The organism is Moheibacter sediminis (genome assembly GCF_900176425.1).
In the GTDB taxonomy this organism is placed as follows: domain Bacteria; phylum Bacteroidota; class Bacteroidia; order Flavobacteriales; family Weeksellaceae; genus Moheibacter; species Moheibacter sediminis.
Map to the genome: position 1 here is coordinate 331,181 of NZ_FWXS01000001.1, position 19,722 is coordinate 350,902.

Genomic DNA, 19,722 nt, shown 5'->3' on the forward strand with positions numbered 1-19,722 from the left:
TATGAAAACTAAACTATACTCATTATTTGCATTTATTTGCATTTTAGGAAACATTGCGACAGCACAGGAAACGTACGAATGGGGAGCAAAATTTGAATTTGATCCTGAAAATGAGAAAGACGTCAAATTTGCAATGGTCGATAATTACAATACTTTCCTTACTTCTTACATAGACGTTTACGGAATGGTGGCAGAACATAAACTCCTCGTGAGGAAATTCGACCAGAAAAATCAATTAATTGAAACCTATACAACCGAATTACCCACATTTGATAAAGGAGCATATTATAATTACATCGGTTCAGCAGATGCGGGAAAGGATAAAGTAGTTTTCTTTTCAGAAGCTTATGTAGGAAAGACAAAGAAAAAAGAAATTTCTCAGACCGTTTTTGATAAATCTACCGGTAAATTTACCAGCATGGTTATCGCGAATATTCCAATAGAATCAGCCATGAAATCTGGAACGACTTATTTTGAATTATCACAAAATAAACGTTTTGCAGCCATTCGTCATGAAAAACATTCCGGACGAAAAGATCCGCAGGTAAATATCATCACTGTGATTGATTTACAAAATATTTCCACGGTTTGGAATAAAGAATATATATTTCAAGATGGATTTCATGCTAAATCTTATGGAGTTTCAAATACAGGAAATATCGTAATTGTAGCAGCTGACAAAGCAACAAAATTACAGGATTATCTACTTTTGGGTTCAGCTTTAGGTTTTGAAAAGAAAGCGTTCAGCACTTATATGGAAGTACACAAACCTACCATTTTCAATATCGGTCAGAAAGAATATTTAATTGCTTTTAATAAAGAAGTAAAAGGAATTATTAAAGATCCTTACGAAAATATCCTGCTATATGATTTAGAATCAGGAAACGTAATTGCCAACAACAAAGCGGTAGGACTTTATTCGCACAAAGATATCGTAGATGTGTCTATACGTAACCTTTTTATAGAAAATAACGAGATTGTAATTTTCTCAGAAGGAAAGTTAAAAGCGGGAACAAAAGAACAAAAATCTTACGGTTCTACCATGACCATTCCCACCGCTTATTATCATTTTACGCCTTCTTACATGATTAAATTATCATTAGAAGGAGAAATAAAACAGAAAGTGAAATTAGAAATCTCAAACAACAACGAAGCCGATTTATACCACTCTTTTGGCGTTAATTTAAACAAAGGGAAATTTTATATAAAAACCAGTGGATATTCAGGAATCATACATCTTCAAATTGATGGTAGTCACACTCCTGTTTTTTACATAGATGGCGGAACTGACCCAAATAAAACCAGCCAAATGAAATACATAAACCAACTCACACACTATCTTCCGGATAGCAATACATTTATCTTAACAAGAACAATTGATCAAAACGGAATGTCTTTGGTAAGTGTAAAAGGTGCAAATATTAAATAATCAATTTGCAACCCGATTGCACATAAACTTGACGAACTTTGTTTTATAGAATGAATGATTCATTTTGAAATAATCATTCTTAAATCTAAAATTAAACAAAACTATGTCAGCAAATTGTTGTTCAACCGAAGATACAAAACATAAACCTTCAAACAATGAAGTGAATCATGATGACCACGACCATGGTGATTCTTCTACGTTTAAAACATACATTCCTGCAATCATCAGTTTTACCATGCTGATGGCGGGAATTTCATTTGATTATTTCGACCAACCTCAATTTTTCCAAAACCAAACCGTTCGCCTCGTTTGGTATTTAATTGCATACATTCCGGTTGGATTTCCCGTTTTCAAAGAAGCTTTTGAAACAATGAAAAAGGGAGAATTATTTACCGAATTTACCTTGATGTCCGTGGCGACAATTGGTGCATTTATTTTGGGAGAATTCCCCGAAGGCGTTGCCGTGATGCTCTTTTATGCCGTTGGCGAATTGTTCCAAAGTGCCGCAGTCAATCGTGCCAAAAATAACATCAAAGCCTTGCTAGATGTACGCCCCGATTCGGCAAATGTTTTCAGAAATAACCAATGGGAAAATGCTAAACCCGAAGAAGTCGAAATCGGAGAAACCATCCAAATCAAGGTGGGAGAAAAAGTTCCATTAGATGGGATTATGTTGTCCGAATTTTCGAGTTTCAACACTGCCGCTTTGACAGGAGAAAGCAAGCCGAATTCCATCAAAAAAGATGAAAATGTTTTGGCGGGAATGCTCAATCTGGAAAAAGTCATTGAAATAAAAACCACTAAAAAATTTGAAGACAGTTCTCTCGCGAAAATCTTACAAATGGTTCAGGAAGCTAGTTCAAGAAAAGCCAAAACAGAATTATTCATCCGGAAATTTGCCAAAATTTATACGCCTATTGTTTTCTTCTTAGCAGTTGCATTGACGTTTGTTCCTTATTTGTTTGTAGAAAATTATTTGTTTGAACAATGGTTTTACCGCGCTCTGGTTTTCTTAGTGATTTCATGTCCCTGTGCCTTGGTGATTTCGATTCCCTTGGGCTATTTCGGGGGAATTGGTGCGGCTTCGCGAAACGGAATTTTGTTCAAAGGTTCAAATTATCTGGATTTAATGGCGAAGGTAAATACCGTTGTGATGGATAAAACGGGAACTTTAACCGAAGGTGTTTTCAAAGTGCAAGAAATTAATTCCGAATTAGAACAAAATGAATTTCTAAATTATCTTTCTGCGATTGAATCCAATTCTACACATCCGATTGCTAAAGCGATTGTGGAATTTCATCCATCAGAATTCAAAGCTGAAAATGTTGAAGAAATTTCAGGTCATGGGTTGAAAGGAATTGTAAATGGTAGAGAAATTCTAGTTGGAAATGGAAAATTACTTCAAAAATTCAATATTCCTTACGATGCTGAAATTGATAAAATTGTCGAAAGTATTGTTTTAGTAGCAATTGACTGGAAATTTGCAGGTTATGTAACCATCGCAGATGAAATAAAAACCGACGCTAAACAAGCCGTTTCCGAAATGAAACAAAATGGTGTTTTACAAACGGTTATGTTGAGCGGAGATAAAGATAGCATTGTGCAGAAAGTTGCGCAGGAATTAAAAATAAACAAAGCATTCGGGAATTTACTTCCGGAAAATAAAGTTGAAAAATTCCAGGAATTAAAACAAAATCCTAAAAATGTAATCGCATTTGTAGGCGATGGAATCAACGACGCCCCCGTTCTGGCATTGAGTGATGTCGGAATTGCGATGGGCGGAATGGGAAGCGATGCCGCTATTGAAACCGCCGATGTAGTCATTCAAACTGATCAGCCGTCAAAAATTTCAACCGCTATCAAAATCGGCCGCAAAACCAAACAAATTGTCATTCAAAATATCGCATTGGCATTTGGTGTGAAAATCATCGTTTTGATTCTCGGAGCAGGTGGATTGGCGACGATGTGGGAAGCCGTTTTTGCTGATGTAGGTGTTGCGCTTCTGGCGATTCTAAATGCAGTTAGGATTCAGAATTTGAAATTTAATTAACCATTAAGAAGTTTAGAAAATTAAGAGAAAACTTAATAAACTTCTTAATGGTTCAAAAAAATGAAGATTCAATTAATCTTTGATTACAATTTTCTTAGTTACCAAATCACCATTTTCAGTCTTTACCCGTATAACCAAAACTTGTTTACCAAAAGATTGTTTTGAAATTTCAATTTGATTTGAATTTACTTTTGTGTTATTGTACATATTTCTCCCGACTAAATCGAAAATTTCTACTGAAATGATACGAGTGTTTTTAGAAAAAACCACAATATTTTGATTGTGTTGGTAAATTTGAATACCGCTCAAATTACTATCATCCACACCCATTATTTCCTTCGTTTCGTAAACAATTTGAAAACGCTCGTCAAACTGACCCGCTTCCGAAACAAAATCATAAGGAGCTTCAGTCAAATTATGCAGGGTTTCATTGTATTGATCTTTCATATAAATGAGTTGTCCTTCTGTAAACAATCCTTCTGTTTCCTTGATTGAAATACTGTATCGACCGGTCTCTGCTGCATAAAATCCTAATGGAACAACATCGAAAGTTTCAAAGGGCATGGCGCGGCCTTGTATCACAAATTTTTCCGAATTGATTAAACTATACAAAGCATTTCCACTGAAATTAAACATCCTTCCATCAATTTGCGCATCAAATTCATTGGTAGCATTTTCCTGATATCCTACAAGAATTTGATTCAATCCCGTTCCGTTTGAACCCGAAAGATTTAACCAAAAACGGTGTTTGTCAGCTTTGAAAAACGGCGCCGCTCCTGAAATTCTCATGCTGTTATTGAAATTCACTGTACTTGCATTATTGGTTTTGACAATGAATCCCTGACCGATGGAAATGATTCCGTTTGGAATTTCTGAAGTACCATCGCCATTGGCATCTGTGCCGCCCATCAGCGTGTAATAAGCATAGTTGTTTTGTTCGTAACCCGTTTCAGTTGCCGGACTTGTATTGGTCCAAAAATAAAGCGTTTCTACTTCCAGATTTTGAGCAAGAAATACATCCGCGTCGATATTGGATGGATAAGGATTTCCAACTGAAGTATATTCATTGCTGTGAACATTTACACCAAAAGTTCCATTGAACGGAGTTCCCAAAAATTCTCCTTTATAGGGCGTGGTTGCCGTAGTTATCCAATTATTAGGCGAGCGGAACAAATATCCTTTTCCTGCTGCAAACAAATCATTTGCATTGGAAACCGCAACATATTCATTTATTCCTTCATAAGTATAAATACGGTTGGGTAAAGTCTGAGGCGAAAATCCTTGCAATTGCTGTCCGTATACTGGCGAAGACCAGAACGTATAGTCCAATCTTTTCATCGGGTCACTGTCTCGGAAAACTATTATTTGCCCCTTATTAGTTTCGGTAAAAGCTGTTGTTTGAATTAAATTTCCACCATTTCTCACAGCGATACCTGAAGTAAGTGTCTCATCTGTAAATTGCGGACTTAGGGTTGTTATCTTCCCTGCCAGCGTTACCGTGTTTCCATCTGTGATATCCAAACTTCCGGTAGAAAAAACAGTTATATTCTTGGCTTCAAATGAACTTCCCGTATAATCTCCTTTGATGATGATGTCATCGCTCAAAGTAGGACCCGTTTCGTTTGACCAAACATTTGCAATTGTCCATGTAATCGGCTGAGGGCAGTTGGTATTTCCCGTATACAAAGTTGTGTTCTGATTGCCGGAATTAGAAAATTTCTCATAAATCAAAACGTCCGATGCATCATAAACCTGAATCGCTACTTCCTCAGGCCATTCTCCGCCGGGATTCCAAAACAATTCAAACGGAATGCCATTTGTCAGCGAAACATATTCAGTTGCAGTTTCGGGTTCTGTCAGCTCTAAAGTATTAATAACATTGCCGTTTTGGATAACATTCATTGTATTACCATTCCAAGTGTCACCGTATTGGTCAGTTAGAACAAATTTATAATCACATGCAAAACTTTCAGCCATTATAAAAGTAAACGGACCTGTCCAACTGCTGTTGCCATCAGTGCCACAATCGCTGCGTACATAATAATTGTATTCATTATTTTCAGTCAGCCCTGTGAGTAAATAGCTGTTTTCTGAAATATCAGAAATCATAGTTCCGTTCCCTTGTACAAAACCGGCAGCACCCCATTCTATCTCAAATGAATTAGCAATCGATGACCATCCTAGTAACATCGAGTCGGTGGATTGGTAATCGGCAGTTAATTCTATTGGTTTTGGACAGGGAAGTACATTTACAGTGTAATCTTCAATTTCTCCATAATAAAATGAAACACAGGCATCGGGTGTTTGATCAAAATATTGCAGCATGATACGCATGCGTGTATTTCCGGCAACGGCATCCATCGGAACGGGAAGATTAAATGTATAAGTTCCGTTGCTGGTAACATTCAAAGCAACATTATATCTTTCATCTTCATTTTCCAACAATCCATTTTGATTCCAGTCGATGAATGCAGTTGCATAAACTGGATAGCCGCCTGCTCTCACTCCTATACTCAGAAGATAAGTGTTTCCTCTTTCTACATTAGCAACCAGATGCGTATAATTATTATAGCCAGCAATTCCGCCGGTTGGATTATTAATTTCATTCAAACTTATGTTGTTAATCCACATATAAGACGCATCACTTGTACTGGGAGTACAGTACCCTTCTGCGCCAAGTATGAAACCATAAGGTCCTGCCCAGCCGCTGGTTATTGTTTCATCACAATTGCTTCTTACATAGTACTCATAGTTGGTATTGGATAAGATTTCTTCCAATAAATAAGAATTTTCAGCAATGTCTTCAACCAAATTCCCTTCTCCTTGTGTAAATCCTTTCAATCCCCACTCCAAATCAAAAGAAGTTCCATCGCTTACCCAGGAAAGCTGGGTAGAAGTCAAGTCTTGCTGCGATTGATTTAATTCAATCGGAATCGGACATGTAGAACAAGTTGCAGGATCGGGTACGCTGAAATCTTGAGTTCCATCCGTTACGCTGTCACGCGTTCCTTGGTCTGCACTTACACCCAAACCTCTTTTTGCAAAAGCATTCCAGATGATACATTGGTTCGCTCCGTCATACAACAAATGATCTGCAAGCAAAATAGCATCACGTCCATCCACAAATCCGGGATTGGTAGGTTGCAGTTTGAGTCCTTCCATTACAAGGTGCATGGCGATATTGTTTCCGCCCGTTCCATCATATACATCAGCATCATAACCATATTCATCAATCAAAGCCCAAGTCATTTCCCACAACATTCCGGTCCAGACTTCTCCCACTTTGTGCGGACTCGTTCCTGCAGTTTTGATAGCGTCATAAGTTTGAGGATTGATGCTCATGTCTGTTGTATAAGGGTAAGTTCTGATGCCGTCTCCGCCGATGCCTTGTCCATATAAATAATTGCCGACTGTTCTTCGGCTGATGCCTGTATCTCCCGGTTTTATAGTGATCATCAGCCCAAACCAATCGCTCCATCCTTCACCCATTTGTTCTCTGTTGCTCAAACCATAAACAAATGCAGCTCCTCCCGTTAGTCGGGTTGAAATTCCATGCCCGTATTCATGTGCGATGACGATGTTGTCATAGTCTCCGTCCTTATTATTGCAAGTAAACATTTGCATTCGCGGAGAAAGCCCATCCGCTGGTGTTCCGAAATTGGCATTACAAGTGCTGCTTCCGTCTTGTGCTTCCGCAAGTACAAAATCATTTCCTATTCCTCCTTTTCCATAATTATTTGCTTGAAAATTTCCACTGGTCTCGTCAAAACCATATTGATAAAATATATCATGCATTAAATTACTCCAATAAAATAAATTTGTAATTGCGGCATCCTGATACCTGTTGCTGGCAGAGTAATTTTGATCAAAAGGATAGTCAAAAAGCAAAGAGCTGGCATTCGGCTGATAACCTCCTGTATTATTAGCATCCCTGTCTTCATAAGCATTGACATTATTTCCTCGTGTCGTAAAATATTCCGGTCCGGCGACACCTTCTGTATCGTGCCAACCATAAGGCGAGGCAGTTAGATTGGCTACATCATTTTCCGCAACCAAAATCCTGCCGCCATGATAAGGATTATCCAGCGGTCTGTCAAAAACATTGTAAACTGCACCCGAACCATTGATGGTCAACGAATTATTTTCTTCATGAAAATGATTTTCAGGTTCAATTAACGAATGGGAATGAACTCCATTGTGCTCACCATTACCATGTTCAAAACTACAAGAAATCACCATATTAAATTTACGGATGACCTGTCCCGTATGGGCACTAACAAACACCGTGTACCATTCTTTCCCCGATTTTTCCTCGATCGAAATTTCCCAAACCAATTCTATATTCCCATCATCCTTCAGCATATACATCAAACGTGCAGGAATTTCGCGCGAAGCCATTCCACCCTTGCTCACGCGCGTCTTTCGATCAACATTTTGTTCCTCCGAAATGATGACCAAAGGTTCAGAAATTACATACCCCAGATATGCAGCCACTCTGTTTACAGCCTGTAAAGCATCTAAAGAGGGTTGCGCACTGCCTTGCTTTTTAGACGAAACAGATGAGATGAATTGATTATTCGCCGAAATCAAACTCCCGTCAGCTTTTAGGAAAAGCCCGCTTTCCGTTCCGAAAATTTCCAAATCATCCATCGTCTGACGTAGATAGATATGTTGAATGCCTTTCTTTTTTTCTTTGCTGAAAGAAGTAACCGAAAACTCAGCCAGATCAGCCAGACTAAGGCCGTCTTTTTGCATTGCCTGAGTTAATTTCTGACGCACAAATTCTGCATCAGGTTTTTCCGTTTGTGCAAAGGATTTGATATTTAAACAAAGAAAAACAATGAGAAAGTAGAGGTTTGTTTTCATAGCAGATTTATTTTAATTGCTAAAATAATGCTATTTAACTCATTGGTTGTAAGGTGTTTCTTGGGTAAATGAAAAATCAGGGTTTTCCCTGGGTTTTGAAATTGAATCCATTGTCATTCTGAATGAGTGAAACGAGATGAAGAATCTATTTTTGACAAAAAATTTGAAAAAATTTGTTTTTGATAATGAATTATTGGTTTTCATATTAAATAGTTTTCTTGAACGCAAGCATCATAATTTTCTTATTTCATTTATGGTTCAATTCCAAATCATCAAAATCAAATCCTTGTTTCATAATCCATGTCAATCTTATTATCATGTATCAATTGACACAGTTCAGTCAATACTTCCAACACTCCGATTAGCACTTTCTGTGGAAGCTTTAGCTAACCCATAGTCATTCTAAACAGCTGCAGAAATCATTACTGACAAAGACTTTCAATGCATTATTTTAAATGAAATAAATTTTCATTTTTTTAGAATTAAATTCATAATCATCAAAAAAATGATTAGCACTTATTCAAATCTTAATAAACTTCACTTCTTAATGGTTTAAGAATTTCCCATTGGCAAATAATTCTTTACTTTTGTCCAACTTCATTTCAATAAAACACACACAATATGAAAATCTGGGACAAAGGCTTCTCTGTCAACGACAAAATCGAAAAATTCACCGTAGGAAAAGATAGAATCCTCGACATCTACCTCGCCAAATACGATGCGATTGCTTCAAAAGCACAAGCCAATATGCTAGCAAAAATCGGTTTAATTTCTCAAGACGAGAATGCAAAACTCCAAACTGCATTAGATGAAATCATTAAACAAACCGAAGACGGAAATTTTGTCATCGACGAAAATTTTGAAGACGTTCACTCCAAAATAGAAGCAGAACTCATCGAAAAAACAGGCGATGCCGGAAAGATGATTCATACTGCCCGTTCCAGAAACGATCAGGTTTTAGTAGCCATCCAATTATTCTTGAAAGAATACTTAGGCGAAACCAAAGAGAAAATTGTTTCACTCATCAATATTTTGGTGGACAAAGCAGAAGCACACAAAGACGACTTATTACCAGGTTATACGCACTTCCAGGCTGCGATGCCCAATAGTTTCGGGATGTGGTTTTCAGCTTATGCAGAGAATTTACTTTCAGATTTATATTTCTTCGATGCTGCTTACAAAGTTGCAGACCAAAATCCATTGGGATCAGGCGCAGGATTCGGAACGAGTTTTCCAATCGACCGTAAAATGACGACTTCAGAATTAGGTTTTGCAGAAATGGCGGTAAGTTCAGTCGGTGCACAAATGTTACGTGGTAAATCTGAAAAGTCCACAGCTGTTGCGATTTCGATGGTTGCCGGAACTTTGTCAAAATTGTCTTATGATTTGGTGATGTACAACAGCCAGGACATGGGATTTGTGAAATTGCCAAACGAAATGACAACCGGATCCAGTATCATGCCGCACAAGAAAAATCCTGATGTTTTCGAATTGACGCGTGCACATTGCAACCGTTTACAGGCTTTGCCAAACGACATCATTTTAACGATTAACAATCTCCCAAGCGGTTATCACAGAGATTTCCAAATCCTGAAAGAAATTTTATTTGAACCGATGGTTCAGTTCAATGATATTTTAGATATTTTGATTTTTGCATTGCCACAATTGGAAATCAAATCCGGATTCATGGATCAGGAAAAATACGATTCCATTTACACTGTGGAAAACATCAACCACTTATTACAAACCGGAACTTCTTTCCGTGATGCTTACAAAATCGTTGGGATTTCGGTTGAAGATGGTTCTTACGTTCCGCACAAAGAATTCAAAACTTCTCACATGGGAAGCATCCACAATTTAGGTTTGGATGAAATTCGCGAAAAAATCAAAAGATATAAAGCGTAAGCCTATTTTAAATTTCAATAAGACCTCACAAGTTTTAGAAATCTGTGAGGTCTTATTTTGAATTATTCAATGATTATATTATTTTGTTCATTGTAATTTTTTCTATTAGGATTGTCCAGTATTTTAAATTCTTTCTCTAATCCTTCCCAAGTTATTTTGACCAAATTTAAATTTTCAGTCTGCATTTCTCCGATTGTAATTTCTTTGCTTGCATAATAAGGTTCGCCATCAATTTCTGTAAAAGCGATGATGGTTGTTTTGCTTTGTTTGGGTAAATTAATAAACTCATATAATTCGCTTTGAAAATTAACAGGAGGCATTATAGAATTGATTTTCTTGAAAACCAATTTAACTTCAGCCGAAATATTTGTACGAACCTTCAAATCGGTCAAATCTTCCTTTTTAGCATTTAGAAATCGATCACAGTTAATCCAAAAAAGATTATTTGAAGTTAAATATTTGTTGACGATATTATTCTGTTGGGGTTGTATGCGCTTTATGGTGTCAAATGAAATAATATCACCTTCCATTTCGATAGAATTATTTCTTCTGCTTAGTTCTGGAATTTTTGATTTTTCCAGTTTCCAGTTAAACTTTTCTCCTTTGGTTTCGCCTACAAAAATCTCCATTCTTTCCATATCATCTGTAGCAAATTCAATCTCAATTTCCTTGTCTTTTTTTAGTTTTAATTCCTCATTTTTATATTTGATGACAATATGAATCATTCCCCCAGTTTCCAAAATATTTCTATCAGATAAAGTATGCAGATTTGCTTTTATGATATCTGAATTTGTATAATATTCCTCAAGGAAAATCTTAACTTCGCCGATGACAGTTTTATTTTTGGAATTGATTAAAGAATATTTCGGAATTTTGATTACGGTTCCCTCATTTCCTTTGATTTCAACGTTTTCTTTTGCAACTGCAGTGAAAATTTGTGGCTTCTTTTTGAACCTTGAATAAATTGCGAGTTTGTCTGATTTTGGATTTAAAATATCAACTTCAACTCTCCGGTTTTTCTGTTTGCCTTCTTCAATTTGATTGTCTCCAACTGGATTTTCTTCTCCAAAATAACTGAGTTTTATTTGATCTTTTTTAATTCCATGAACCAAAAGAAAATCATGGACGGCCTGAACTCTTTTTTTAGATAACTGTAGATTCATTTTTGTGTCTCCATCAGAATCCGAAAAACCTTTTATTTCAAGTTTTTTATTTTCATCCGATTTAATTGCATTTGCAAATTTTTCAAGATTTATTTTTTCTGATTCATTCATTAAAAATGAATTCTTGTCAAAATAAATTACTTCTTGAATTTGTGCGAAAATCTGGGAAAATAAAGTCAATAAAATAGCCGTGAAAAGAAACTTCGTTTTTTTCATAATAATAAATTTTAAAAGATGAGTGATTATTCTATCTGGATTCCGGACTCAAATCCGGCGTTGTAAATAGCATTTTTATTTTTGTTGATATATGATTGGATTTCAGTGCTTTCCTTTGAACCTTTTCTTTTTGAATTTCCCAAGTATTCTACAATTACAGTTCCTTCTTTTTTCTTGAAGATTATTTTTTGAGGAAACGAAATGTTCGCATTATAAAATACAACTGAATCGTCTGTATTTTCTATTAAATCATATAAAATTGTTTTATTGGAAAGTTTAAGCGGAAGTTGTTGAATGATTTTCTTACTATAAATAGTATCGTATGTAATTGTCGACTCGGCCATATTCCCCATTCTTCGACTATCTTCACTTTTAGAGGTAATGACATTTTTCCCTTTCTTCTCTGGTGTTTCGCCACGAAAAACGATGGATTCATCTGCCATTTTTTCTTGCTTGGCTGAATACATTTCTCCTTCCGTTTCTTTCATCACAGGAGTTCCGTAATCCATCGATGCTGCGGGAGCCATGTCGTAATATATATCCGCTTTTGGCGTAGGAATGGCTTCTGGCTTTAACTCTTTAACTTTATAAATTTCAGGCGCATCAAAAGGTTTGTCTGTGGTGACAATGGATTGTTTTTGTTCTTCAATTTTATCCAAAATTTCAGAAGCATTTTCTTCGTTGATTTCCATCGGTTGATGCACAATTTCAGCCTCATGATTTTGCTGTGCAGGCAGATTGGAATCATACAAAAATAGATATGAAGCAAACGACAATCCCACAACCAAACAAGCTGCCGCAGCATATTTCCAGCCATTATTTTTTTTAGGAACAATGGTTTTTTCTTCTAATTTTTCTTCGATTTTATCCCAGATCAAACCGCGCGGCTGTTCGTCCAACCCGTGCTGATTGTCTCGGAATAAATCTTCTATGGGATCTTTAACGCTCATGACGATTTGTATTTGGTGATTCCATAATTTTCTAACAATACTTTCAATTTTTCTTTGGCCAAATTCAATTGAGATTTGGAAGTTCCTTCAGTTATATTCAGCTTTTCAGCGATTTCATTATGTTTAAATCCTTCGATCACGTAGAGGTTAAAAACCGTCCGGCAGCCGATGGGCAAAAACTCTAATAATTTCAAGACATCTTGCTCATACAAAGATTCCAAGACGGTTGCATCTTTTTGCGGTTGAATGTTGGACGATTCCAGATAAATGGTAAAATCTTGTTTTTTGCGCAATTCCATCAAACATTCGTTCACCATTATTCGCTGCATCCATCCTTCAAAACTTCCTTTGTTTTCGAAAGAATTGATATTGTCAAAAATCTTCAAAAAACCTTTGACCAAGACATCTTCCGCCGCTTCCACGTCTTTCATGTACCGTTTGCAAACCCCAAAATAGCGCACACTGTACTTCTCGTACAACAGCTTTTGCGTTTTCCGGTCTTGTTTTTTGCAACCTTGTATGAGTTCCACTTCTTTCAAGTTGTTCAAATTTTAGACTTAATTTTTTCAATTCTCAACGGCAAGTCAAAACATTAAGAAGTTAAGTTAATTAAGGATTTAGTCAAAATATTCATTTCCGTGTACATCCACATATCCGGTTTTTCCGTCAGTGGTTTTAATGCTTGCTAAGTTAAAAATAAATGGCTGAATGTCTGCGTATTTGATTTTTGTATAGCCGTAAAATCCTAATTTCCCATCTTTTTTCAGTTTCAAATTTGAATCTTCAAACTCAATTTCATCATACAAGGTTTTGGTTTCATCTTGCCAGATGCCAAATTTTCCGCCTTTTTTATAAATTACCAAATCAGGTTGCGCGCCAACTCCTGTGAAACCATAATTTCCATCGTAATTGAATTCCTCTTTTCCATTTATGAAATAAATTTCCTCCGCATCATTTTTAGAAATTATGAATTTTTCTTCGGCCGGAATCTGGTTTCCATAATCGTAAAAAGTTTCATCTTCCATCACGATAAATTCTTTTTGGGTTGAATGAACTTTCAATGTATAATGAGGAACCGTGCCGCACAAACCCAGAAAATTATCTTCAATATTGGATTCTTTCATTTTATCATTGAGGTAGAACATTTCGTTATTTTCATCAATTACTTGCCAGTAGCGAAGAGCATTGCCGAAATATTTCAAATTTTTATGCAGAGTTTTTCCTGAATTTGATTTGACGGAAAAAGATTTTTCATTTTTATAAACTTTGAATTCTCCCAGATCATAGACCAGAGAATCCTTTGCAGAAACACCTGAAAGGCTTAAAGTCAAACCTGCCAACACAATTATTTTTCTAAAATCCATAACTTTAATTTTTGAATCTACTTTTATAGATGCGATTGAAATCAAAATGGTTGGTTGAGGTTGAAAAAAATAATTTAAACCGCATAGTTTCATAGAAAATATTGCGCATAAGTTTTCACAGTCTGACTTTGTCAGCATAGGATGAAATCATTTCATATAAATTGAAGCAAAGCTTCAAACTCATGTTTCTTTATGTTTACTCCCATCGGTTTTAAACCTATTATAACTATGTGGTTAAATTTTTCACGCTCAATTTGAGGTCACTGAATTGCGAATTTTTTACCAAAATCATTCATCTGTTGCATTATTTTTTATAATCATTCTAAATTATAAACCAATAATTAAATTGAATTGGCAAATTCATGCAAAATGACTAATTAAAAAGTAAATTTGTAACCCTTTAAAGAGGACTCATTTGAGGTGTTGAATAGCGTCAGATAGTTTATCAAGGCAGGTTCAGCATTTCAATGATATTTATTATAAATTAACTAGGCAGTAAAAGAAAAATAGCTGTCTTAACATTGAAAAGATTCCTAAATTTATGGACATTTATAACGATTACATCAAAGAAATCGAAGAAAGAAAAGAACACGGATTGCATCCTAAACCCATCGACGGGGCTGAACTTCTAGGCGCAATCATCACACAAATCAAAGATGTCAACAACAAGCACCGCGAAGATTCACTTAAATTTTTCATTTACAATACTTTACCTGGAACAACAAGTGCTGCCGGAGTGAAAGCCAGATTTTTAAAAGAAATCATTTTAGGCGAATCGGTTTTGGAAGAAATCACGCCTGTTTTTGCGTTTGAATTGTTGTCTCACATGAAAGGTGGACCTTCTATCGAAGTATTGCTTGATTTGGCTTTGGGCGAAGATATCGTTATCGCAAAACAAGCGGCAGAAGTATTGAAAACACAAGTTTTCTTGTACGATGCGGACACAGACCGTTTGAAAGAAGCCTTCAAAAACGAGAATCCAATCGCGAGAGATATTTTGGAAAGCTATGCAAAAGCAGAATTTTTTACCAAACTTCCGGAAGTTCCGGAAGAAATTCAAATCGTAACTTTCATTGCAGGCGAAGGAGATATTTCTACAGATTTACTTTCTCCGGGAAATCAAGCGCATTCTCGTTCAGACCGTGAATTGCACGGTTTGTGTATGATTACGCCTAAGGCACAATCTGAAATCAGAGGTTTGCAGGCTCAACATCCTGACAAAAGTGTGATGTTGATTGCGGAAAAAGGTACAATGGGTGTAGGTTCATCGAGAATGTCAGGTGTAAACAATGTGGCGCTTTGGACGGGTAAACAAGCAAGTCCTTATGTTCCATTTGTAAATATAGCTCCGATTGTGGGTGGTACAAACGGTATTTCTCCAATTTTCTTGACGACAGTTGACGTGACAGGTGGAATTGGTTTGGATCTGAAAAACTGGGTGAAAAAAGTTGATGAAAATGGACAAGTGGTACGCAATGAAAGCGGAGATCCAATTTTGGAAGAAGTTTATTCTGTCGCTACCGGAACCGTTTTGACCATTAATACAAAAACAAAAAAATTATACAACGGCGAACAGGAATTGATTGACATTTCCAAAGCACTTACGCCGCAGAAAAGAGAATTCATTAGAGCAGGTGGTTCCTATGCGATTGTTTTCGGTAAAAAAATCCAGACGATTGCAGCAAAAATTTTAGATATTGAACCGACGTTGGTATTTGCACCGTCGAAAGAAATTTCTAACGAAGGACAAGGTTTGACTGCGGTTGAAAAGATATTCAATAGAAACGCTGTTGGCACAACTCCGGGTAAAGTTTTACATGCTGGTTCTGATGTTCGTGTTGAGGTTAATATCGTCGGTTCTCAGGACACTACAGGTTTGATGACCTCACAGGAATTGGAAGCGATGGCAGCGACGGTTATTTCACCAATTGTTGATGGAGCTTACCAATCAGGTTGTCACACGGCTTCGGTTTGGGATAAAAAAGCACAAGCCAATATTCCGAAATTGATGAAATTCATGAACGATTTTGGATTAATTACAGCGCGTGACCCGAAAGGTGAATACCATTCGATGACCGATGTAATTCACAAGGTTTTGAACGATATTACAATCGACGAATGGGCAATCATCATCGGTGGTGATTCACATACGAGAATGTCCAAAGGAGTTGCTTTTGGCGCTGACTCGGGAACGGTTGCACTAGCATTGGCTACAGGAGAGGCTTCTATGCCGATTCCTGAATCAGTGAAAGTTACCTTCAAAGGCGAAATGAAAGAACACATGGATTTCCGTGACGTGGTTCATGCGACACAAGCGCAAATGTTGCAACAATTTGGTGGTGAAAATGTTTTCCAAGGTAGAATTATTGAAGTTCACATCGGTACACTTCCTGCTGACCAGGCATTTACATTTACCGATTGGACTGCAGAAATGAAAGCGAAAGCTTCCATCAATATTTCCGAAGATGATACTTTGATCGAATCATTGGAAATTGCCAAAGCCAGAATTCAAATTATGATAGACAAAGGCATGGACAATGCCCGTCAAGTGCTTCAAGGTTTGATTAATAAAGCTGACAAACGTATTGCAGAAATTAAATCCGGAGAAAAACCAGCTTTGACTCCTGACGAAAATGCAAAATATTACGCAGAAGTTGTCATAGATTTGGATGTAATTGTTGAGCCAATGATTGCAGATCCCGACGTAAACAATAAAGACGTTTCTAAAAGATACACACACGATACCATCCGTCCGCTTTCTTTTTATGGAAATGACAAAAAAGTGGATTTAGGATTTATCGGCTCTTGTATGGTTCACAAAGGAGATTTGAAAATTGTTTCTCAAATGCTTAAAAACATTGAGGAACAACAGGGTAAAGTTGAGTTCAATGCGCCGTTAATTGTTGCCGCTCCGACTTATAACATCATTGAAGAATTGAAAGAAGAAGGCGATTGGGATGTGTTGCAAAAATATTCTGGCTTCGAATTTGATGATAATGCTCCGAAAGTAGCAGCACGTACTGAATATGAAAACATGATGTATTTGGAGCGTCCGGGTTGTAATCTTTGTATGGGTAATCAGGAAAAAGCAGCGAAAGGAGATACCGTTTTGGCAACTTCTACACGTCTTTTCCAAGGTAGAGTCGTTGAAGATTCTGAAGGTAAAAAAGGAGAATCTTTATTGGCATCTACACCGGTTGTAGTGCTTTCTGCAGTTTTGGGAAGAATTCCTAATATTGAAGAATATAAATCAGCTGTGGCAGGTATCGATTTGACAAAATTCGCCCCTGCCCAAAAGCAATTGGTAGGATAAACCATTGAAATTTATTACTTCCAGCTGCAACATATAAAAATTAATTTAATTAAAAAAGATATGGCATTTGATATTGAAATGATAAAAGGAGTGTACGGACTCATGAATGAACGAGTAAATAAAGCTCGCCAAATCGTGGGGCGTCCGCTGACTTATTCAGAGAAAATTTTATATGCACATCTATTTGACGGTGTTGCAACAGAAGCCTTTAAACGCGGAGAATCTTATGTAGATTTTGCGCCGGATAGGGTAGCGATGCAGGATGCAACTGCGCAGATGGCACTTTTACAATTTATGCAAGCCGGAAAAACAAAAACAGCAGTTCCTTCAACGGTTCACTGCGACCACTTAATTCAGGCAAAAGTAGGTGCAAAAACAGATTTACAGGATGCAATTCATAAATCTTCGGAAGTGTTTAATTTCCTCGAATCCGTTTCTAATAAATACGGAATCGGTTTCTGGGAACCGGGCGCAGGCATCATCCACCAAGTAGTTTTGGAAAATTATGCTTTTCCCGGAGGAATGATGATTGGAACGGATTCTCACACACCTAATGCTGGAGGATTGGGAATGGTTGCAATCGGAGTTGGTGGAGCAGATGCGGTTGACGTGATGGCTGGAATGGCTTGGGAATTAAAAATGCCAAAATTAATCGGTGTTAAATTAACCGGAAAACTAAACGGTTGGGCTTCCGCTAAAGATGTGATTTTAGAAGTTGCTGGAATTTTAACCGTAAAAGGAGGAACTGGAGCAATCGTAGAATACTTCGGAGAAGGAGCTGAAAATCTTTCTGCAACCGGTAAAGGAACGATTTGTAACATGGGAGCGGAAATCGGAGCAACGACTTCAATTTTTGCTTATGACGATGCTTCTGAAAGATATTTGAGAGCGACTGATCGTGCTGATATCGCGGATTTGGCAAACCACAACAGAGAACATTTGCGTTCAGATGAGGAAGTTTATGCCAATCCTGAACAATATTATGATCAATTAATCGAAATTAATTTGTCAGAATTGGAACCAAGATTAAATGGTCCTTTCACGCCTGATTTGATGACGCCTGTTTCTAAAATGAAAGAACTGGCCTCAGCCAATGATTGGCCAACTACGGTTGAATGGGGTTTAATCGGTTCTTGTACCAATTCTTCTTATGAAGATTTGTCCAGGGCGGCTTCTATCGCGAGACAAGCGGTTGACAAAGGATTGGGAACCAAGTCAAGCTTTGGGATCAATCCGGGTTCGGAACAAGTTCGATATACAGCAGAACGAGACGGAATTTTGAAACCGTTCAATGATTTAGATGCAGTTATCTTCACAAATGCCTGCGGTCCATGCATTGGTCAATGGGACAGAGAAGGCGCTGAAAAAGAAGAAAAAAATACAATTGTTCATTCGTTCAACCGTAACTTCAAAAAACGTGCAGACGGAAATCCAAATACATATGCGTTTGTGACTTCCCCTGAAATGGTTGCTGCGATTGCAATTGCGGGTCGATTGGATTTCAATCCTCTGACTGATACCTTGACGAATGACAAAGGCGAACAAGTAAAATTGGATCCGCCAACAGGATTTGAATTGCCTTCGAAAGGATTTTCTTATGAAGATAATGGTTATCAGGCACCCGTTGAAGACGGTTCAAATGTAATTGTCGATGTAAAGCCCGATTCGGAACGTTTGCAATTGTTAGAAGGTTTCAAACCTTGGAACGGACAAAATATAATGGGAGCAAAATTGCTCATCAAAGCTTACGGTAAATGTACGACTGACCACATTTCGATGGCAGGACCTTGGTTACGTTTCCGTGGCCATTTGGACAATATTTCCAACAATACCTTGATCGGAGCTGTAAATGAATTCAACCAGGAAACAAATAAAGTTAAAAATCAAATCACTGGCGAATACGGAACTGTGCCTGATACGGCGCGTGCATACAAAGCTGCGGGTGTTCCTTCGGTAGTTGTCGGTGACCAAAATTACGGTGAAGGTTCATCACGTGAACATGCTGCGATGCAGCCTCGTCATTTGGGTGTGGTAGCAGTTATCGTTCGTTCTTTTGCTAGGATTCACGAAACTAACTTGAAAAAACAAGGAATGTTAGGTTTGACTTTTGCAAACGAAGCCGATTATGACAAAGTGCAAGAAGATGATACTTTCAATTTTGTTGATTTGACGGAATTTGCGCCGGATAGACAATTGACTTTGGAATTGGTCCACGCAGATGGCTCAAAAGATTTGATTAAATTAAATCACACTTACAACGCTGCCCAAATCGAATGGTTCAAAGCAGGTTCTGCATTGAATTTAATCAAAGCAAAGGAAGCGCAGAATTAAATTAATTTTTAAATAATATAAATCCCGTTGATAATTTCTTGACGGGATTTTTTGTTTTTGTCGATTAATTTGAACTTTATGTCGATGGATTTAATTTTTAATAAAATTTAGCACAGATTTGGTATTTAACCATTC

10 protein-coding genes are annotated in these 19,722 nt (G+C 37.1%); 5 read left to right on the top strand and 5 right to left on the bottom strand.

Annotated features, from left to right (window positions below):
• Position 1 precedes the first annotated feature (1 nt).
• A complete protein-coding gene (locus tag B8977_RS01450) occupies positions 2–1,429 on the top strand; it encodes a hypothetical protein (protein WP_084015546.1) in 1,428 nt (475 codons plus the stop codon).
• Positions 1,430–1,532: 103 nt separating this feature from the next.
• Positions 1,533–3,479: a heavy metal translocating P-type ATPase gene (locus B8977_RS01455; protein ID WP_084015548.1), complete on the top strand. Its 1,947-nt coding sequence runs from the start codon at positions 1,533–1,535 to the stop codon at positions 3,477–3,479.
• A 72-nt stretch (positions 3,480–3,551) separates the two neighbouring features.
• Here the strand turns inward: B8977_RS01455 and B8977_RS01460 are convergent, their stop codons facing one another.
• Positions 3,552–8,345 (bottom strand): M36 family metallopeptidase, encoded by a 4,794-nt coding sequence (locus tag B8977_RS01460; RefSeq protein WP_084015550.1) that lies wholly within the window; start codon positions 8,343–8,345, stop codon positions 3,552–3,554.
• A gap of 621 nt (positions 8,346–8,966) precedes the next feature.
• Between B8977_RS01460 and argH the strand changes: the two genes are divergently transcribed.
• Positions 8,967–10,250: an argininosuccinate lyase gene (gene argH, locus B8977_RS01465; protein ID WP_084015552.1), complete on the top strand. Its 1,284-nt coding sequence runs from the start codon at positions 8,967–8,969 to the stop codon at positions 10,248–10,250.
• A gap of 62 nt (positions 10,251–10,312) precedes the next feature.
• Here argH and B8977_RS01470 read toward each other — a convergent pair whose 3' ends face one another.
• The 4 genes from B8977_RS01470 to B8977_RS01485 form a co-directional block, all read right to left on the bottom strand.
• The gene (locus tag B8977_RS01470; protein ID WP_084015554.1) at positions 10,313–11,629 is read right to left on the bottom strand and encodes an OmpA family protein; all 1,317 of its coding nucleotides are present in this window, start codon (positions 11,627–11,629) and stop codon (positions 10,313–10,315) included.
• Positions 11,630–11,655: 26 nt separating this feature from the next.
• Positions 11,656–12,579: a hypothetical protein gene (locus B8977_RS01475; RefSeq protein ID WP_084015556.1), complete on the bottom strand. Its 924-nt coding sequence runs from the start codon at positions 12,577–12,579 to the stop codon at positions 11,656–11,658.
• Positions 12,576–13,127 carry an RNA polymerase sigma factor gene (locus B8977_RS01480; RefSeq protein WP_245828387.1) on the bottom strand — a complete coding sequence of 184 codons (552 nt, stop codon included), beginning with the start codon at positions 13,125–13,127 and terminating at the stop codon, positions 12,576–12,578. The genes B8977_RS01475 and B8977_RS01480 overlap by 4 nt, the downstream gene beginning before the upstream one ends.
• Positions 13,128–13,196: 69 nt before the next feature.
• Positions 13,197–13,943, bottom strand: coding sequence for a hypothetical protein (locus tag B8977_RS01485; RefSeq protein WP_143736271.1), 747 nt, complete (start codon positions 13,941–13,943; stop codon positions 13,197–13,199).
• 541 nt (positions 13,944–14,484) lie between these two features.
• Here B8977_RS01485 and B8977_RS01490 point away from each other — a divergent pair.
• Entirely contained in the window at positions 14,485–17,256 is a 2,772-nt protein-coding gene (locus tag B8977_RS01490) for a bifunctional aconitate hydratase 2/2-methylisocitrate dehydratase (RefSeq protein WP_084015562.1), read from the top strand.
• 60 nt (positions 17,257–17,316) lie between these two features.
• Positions 17,317–19,587 (top strand): aconitate hydratase, encoded by a 2,271-nt coding sequence (locus B8977_RS01495; protein ID WP_084015564.1) that lies wholly within the window; start codon positions 17,317–17,319, stop codon positions 19,585–19,587.
• Positions 19,588–19,722 lie beyond the last annotated feature (135 nt).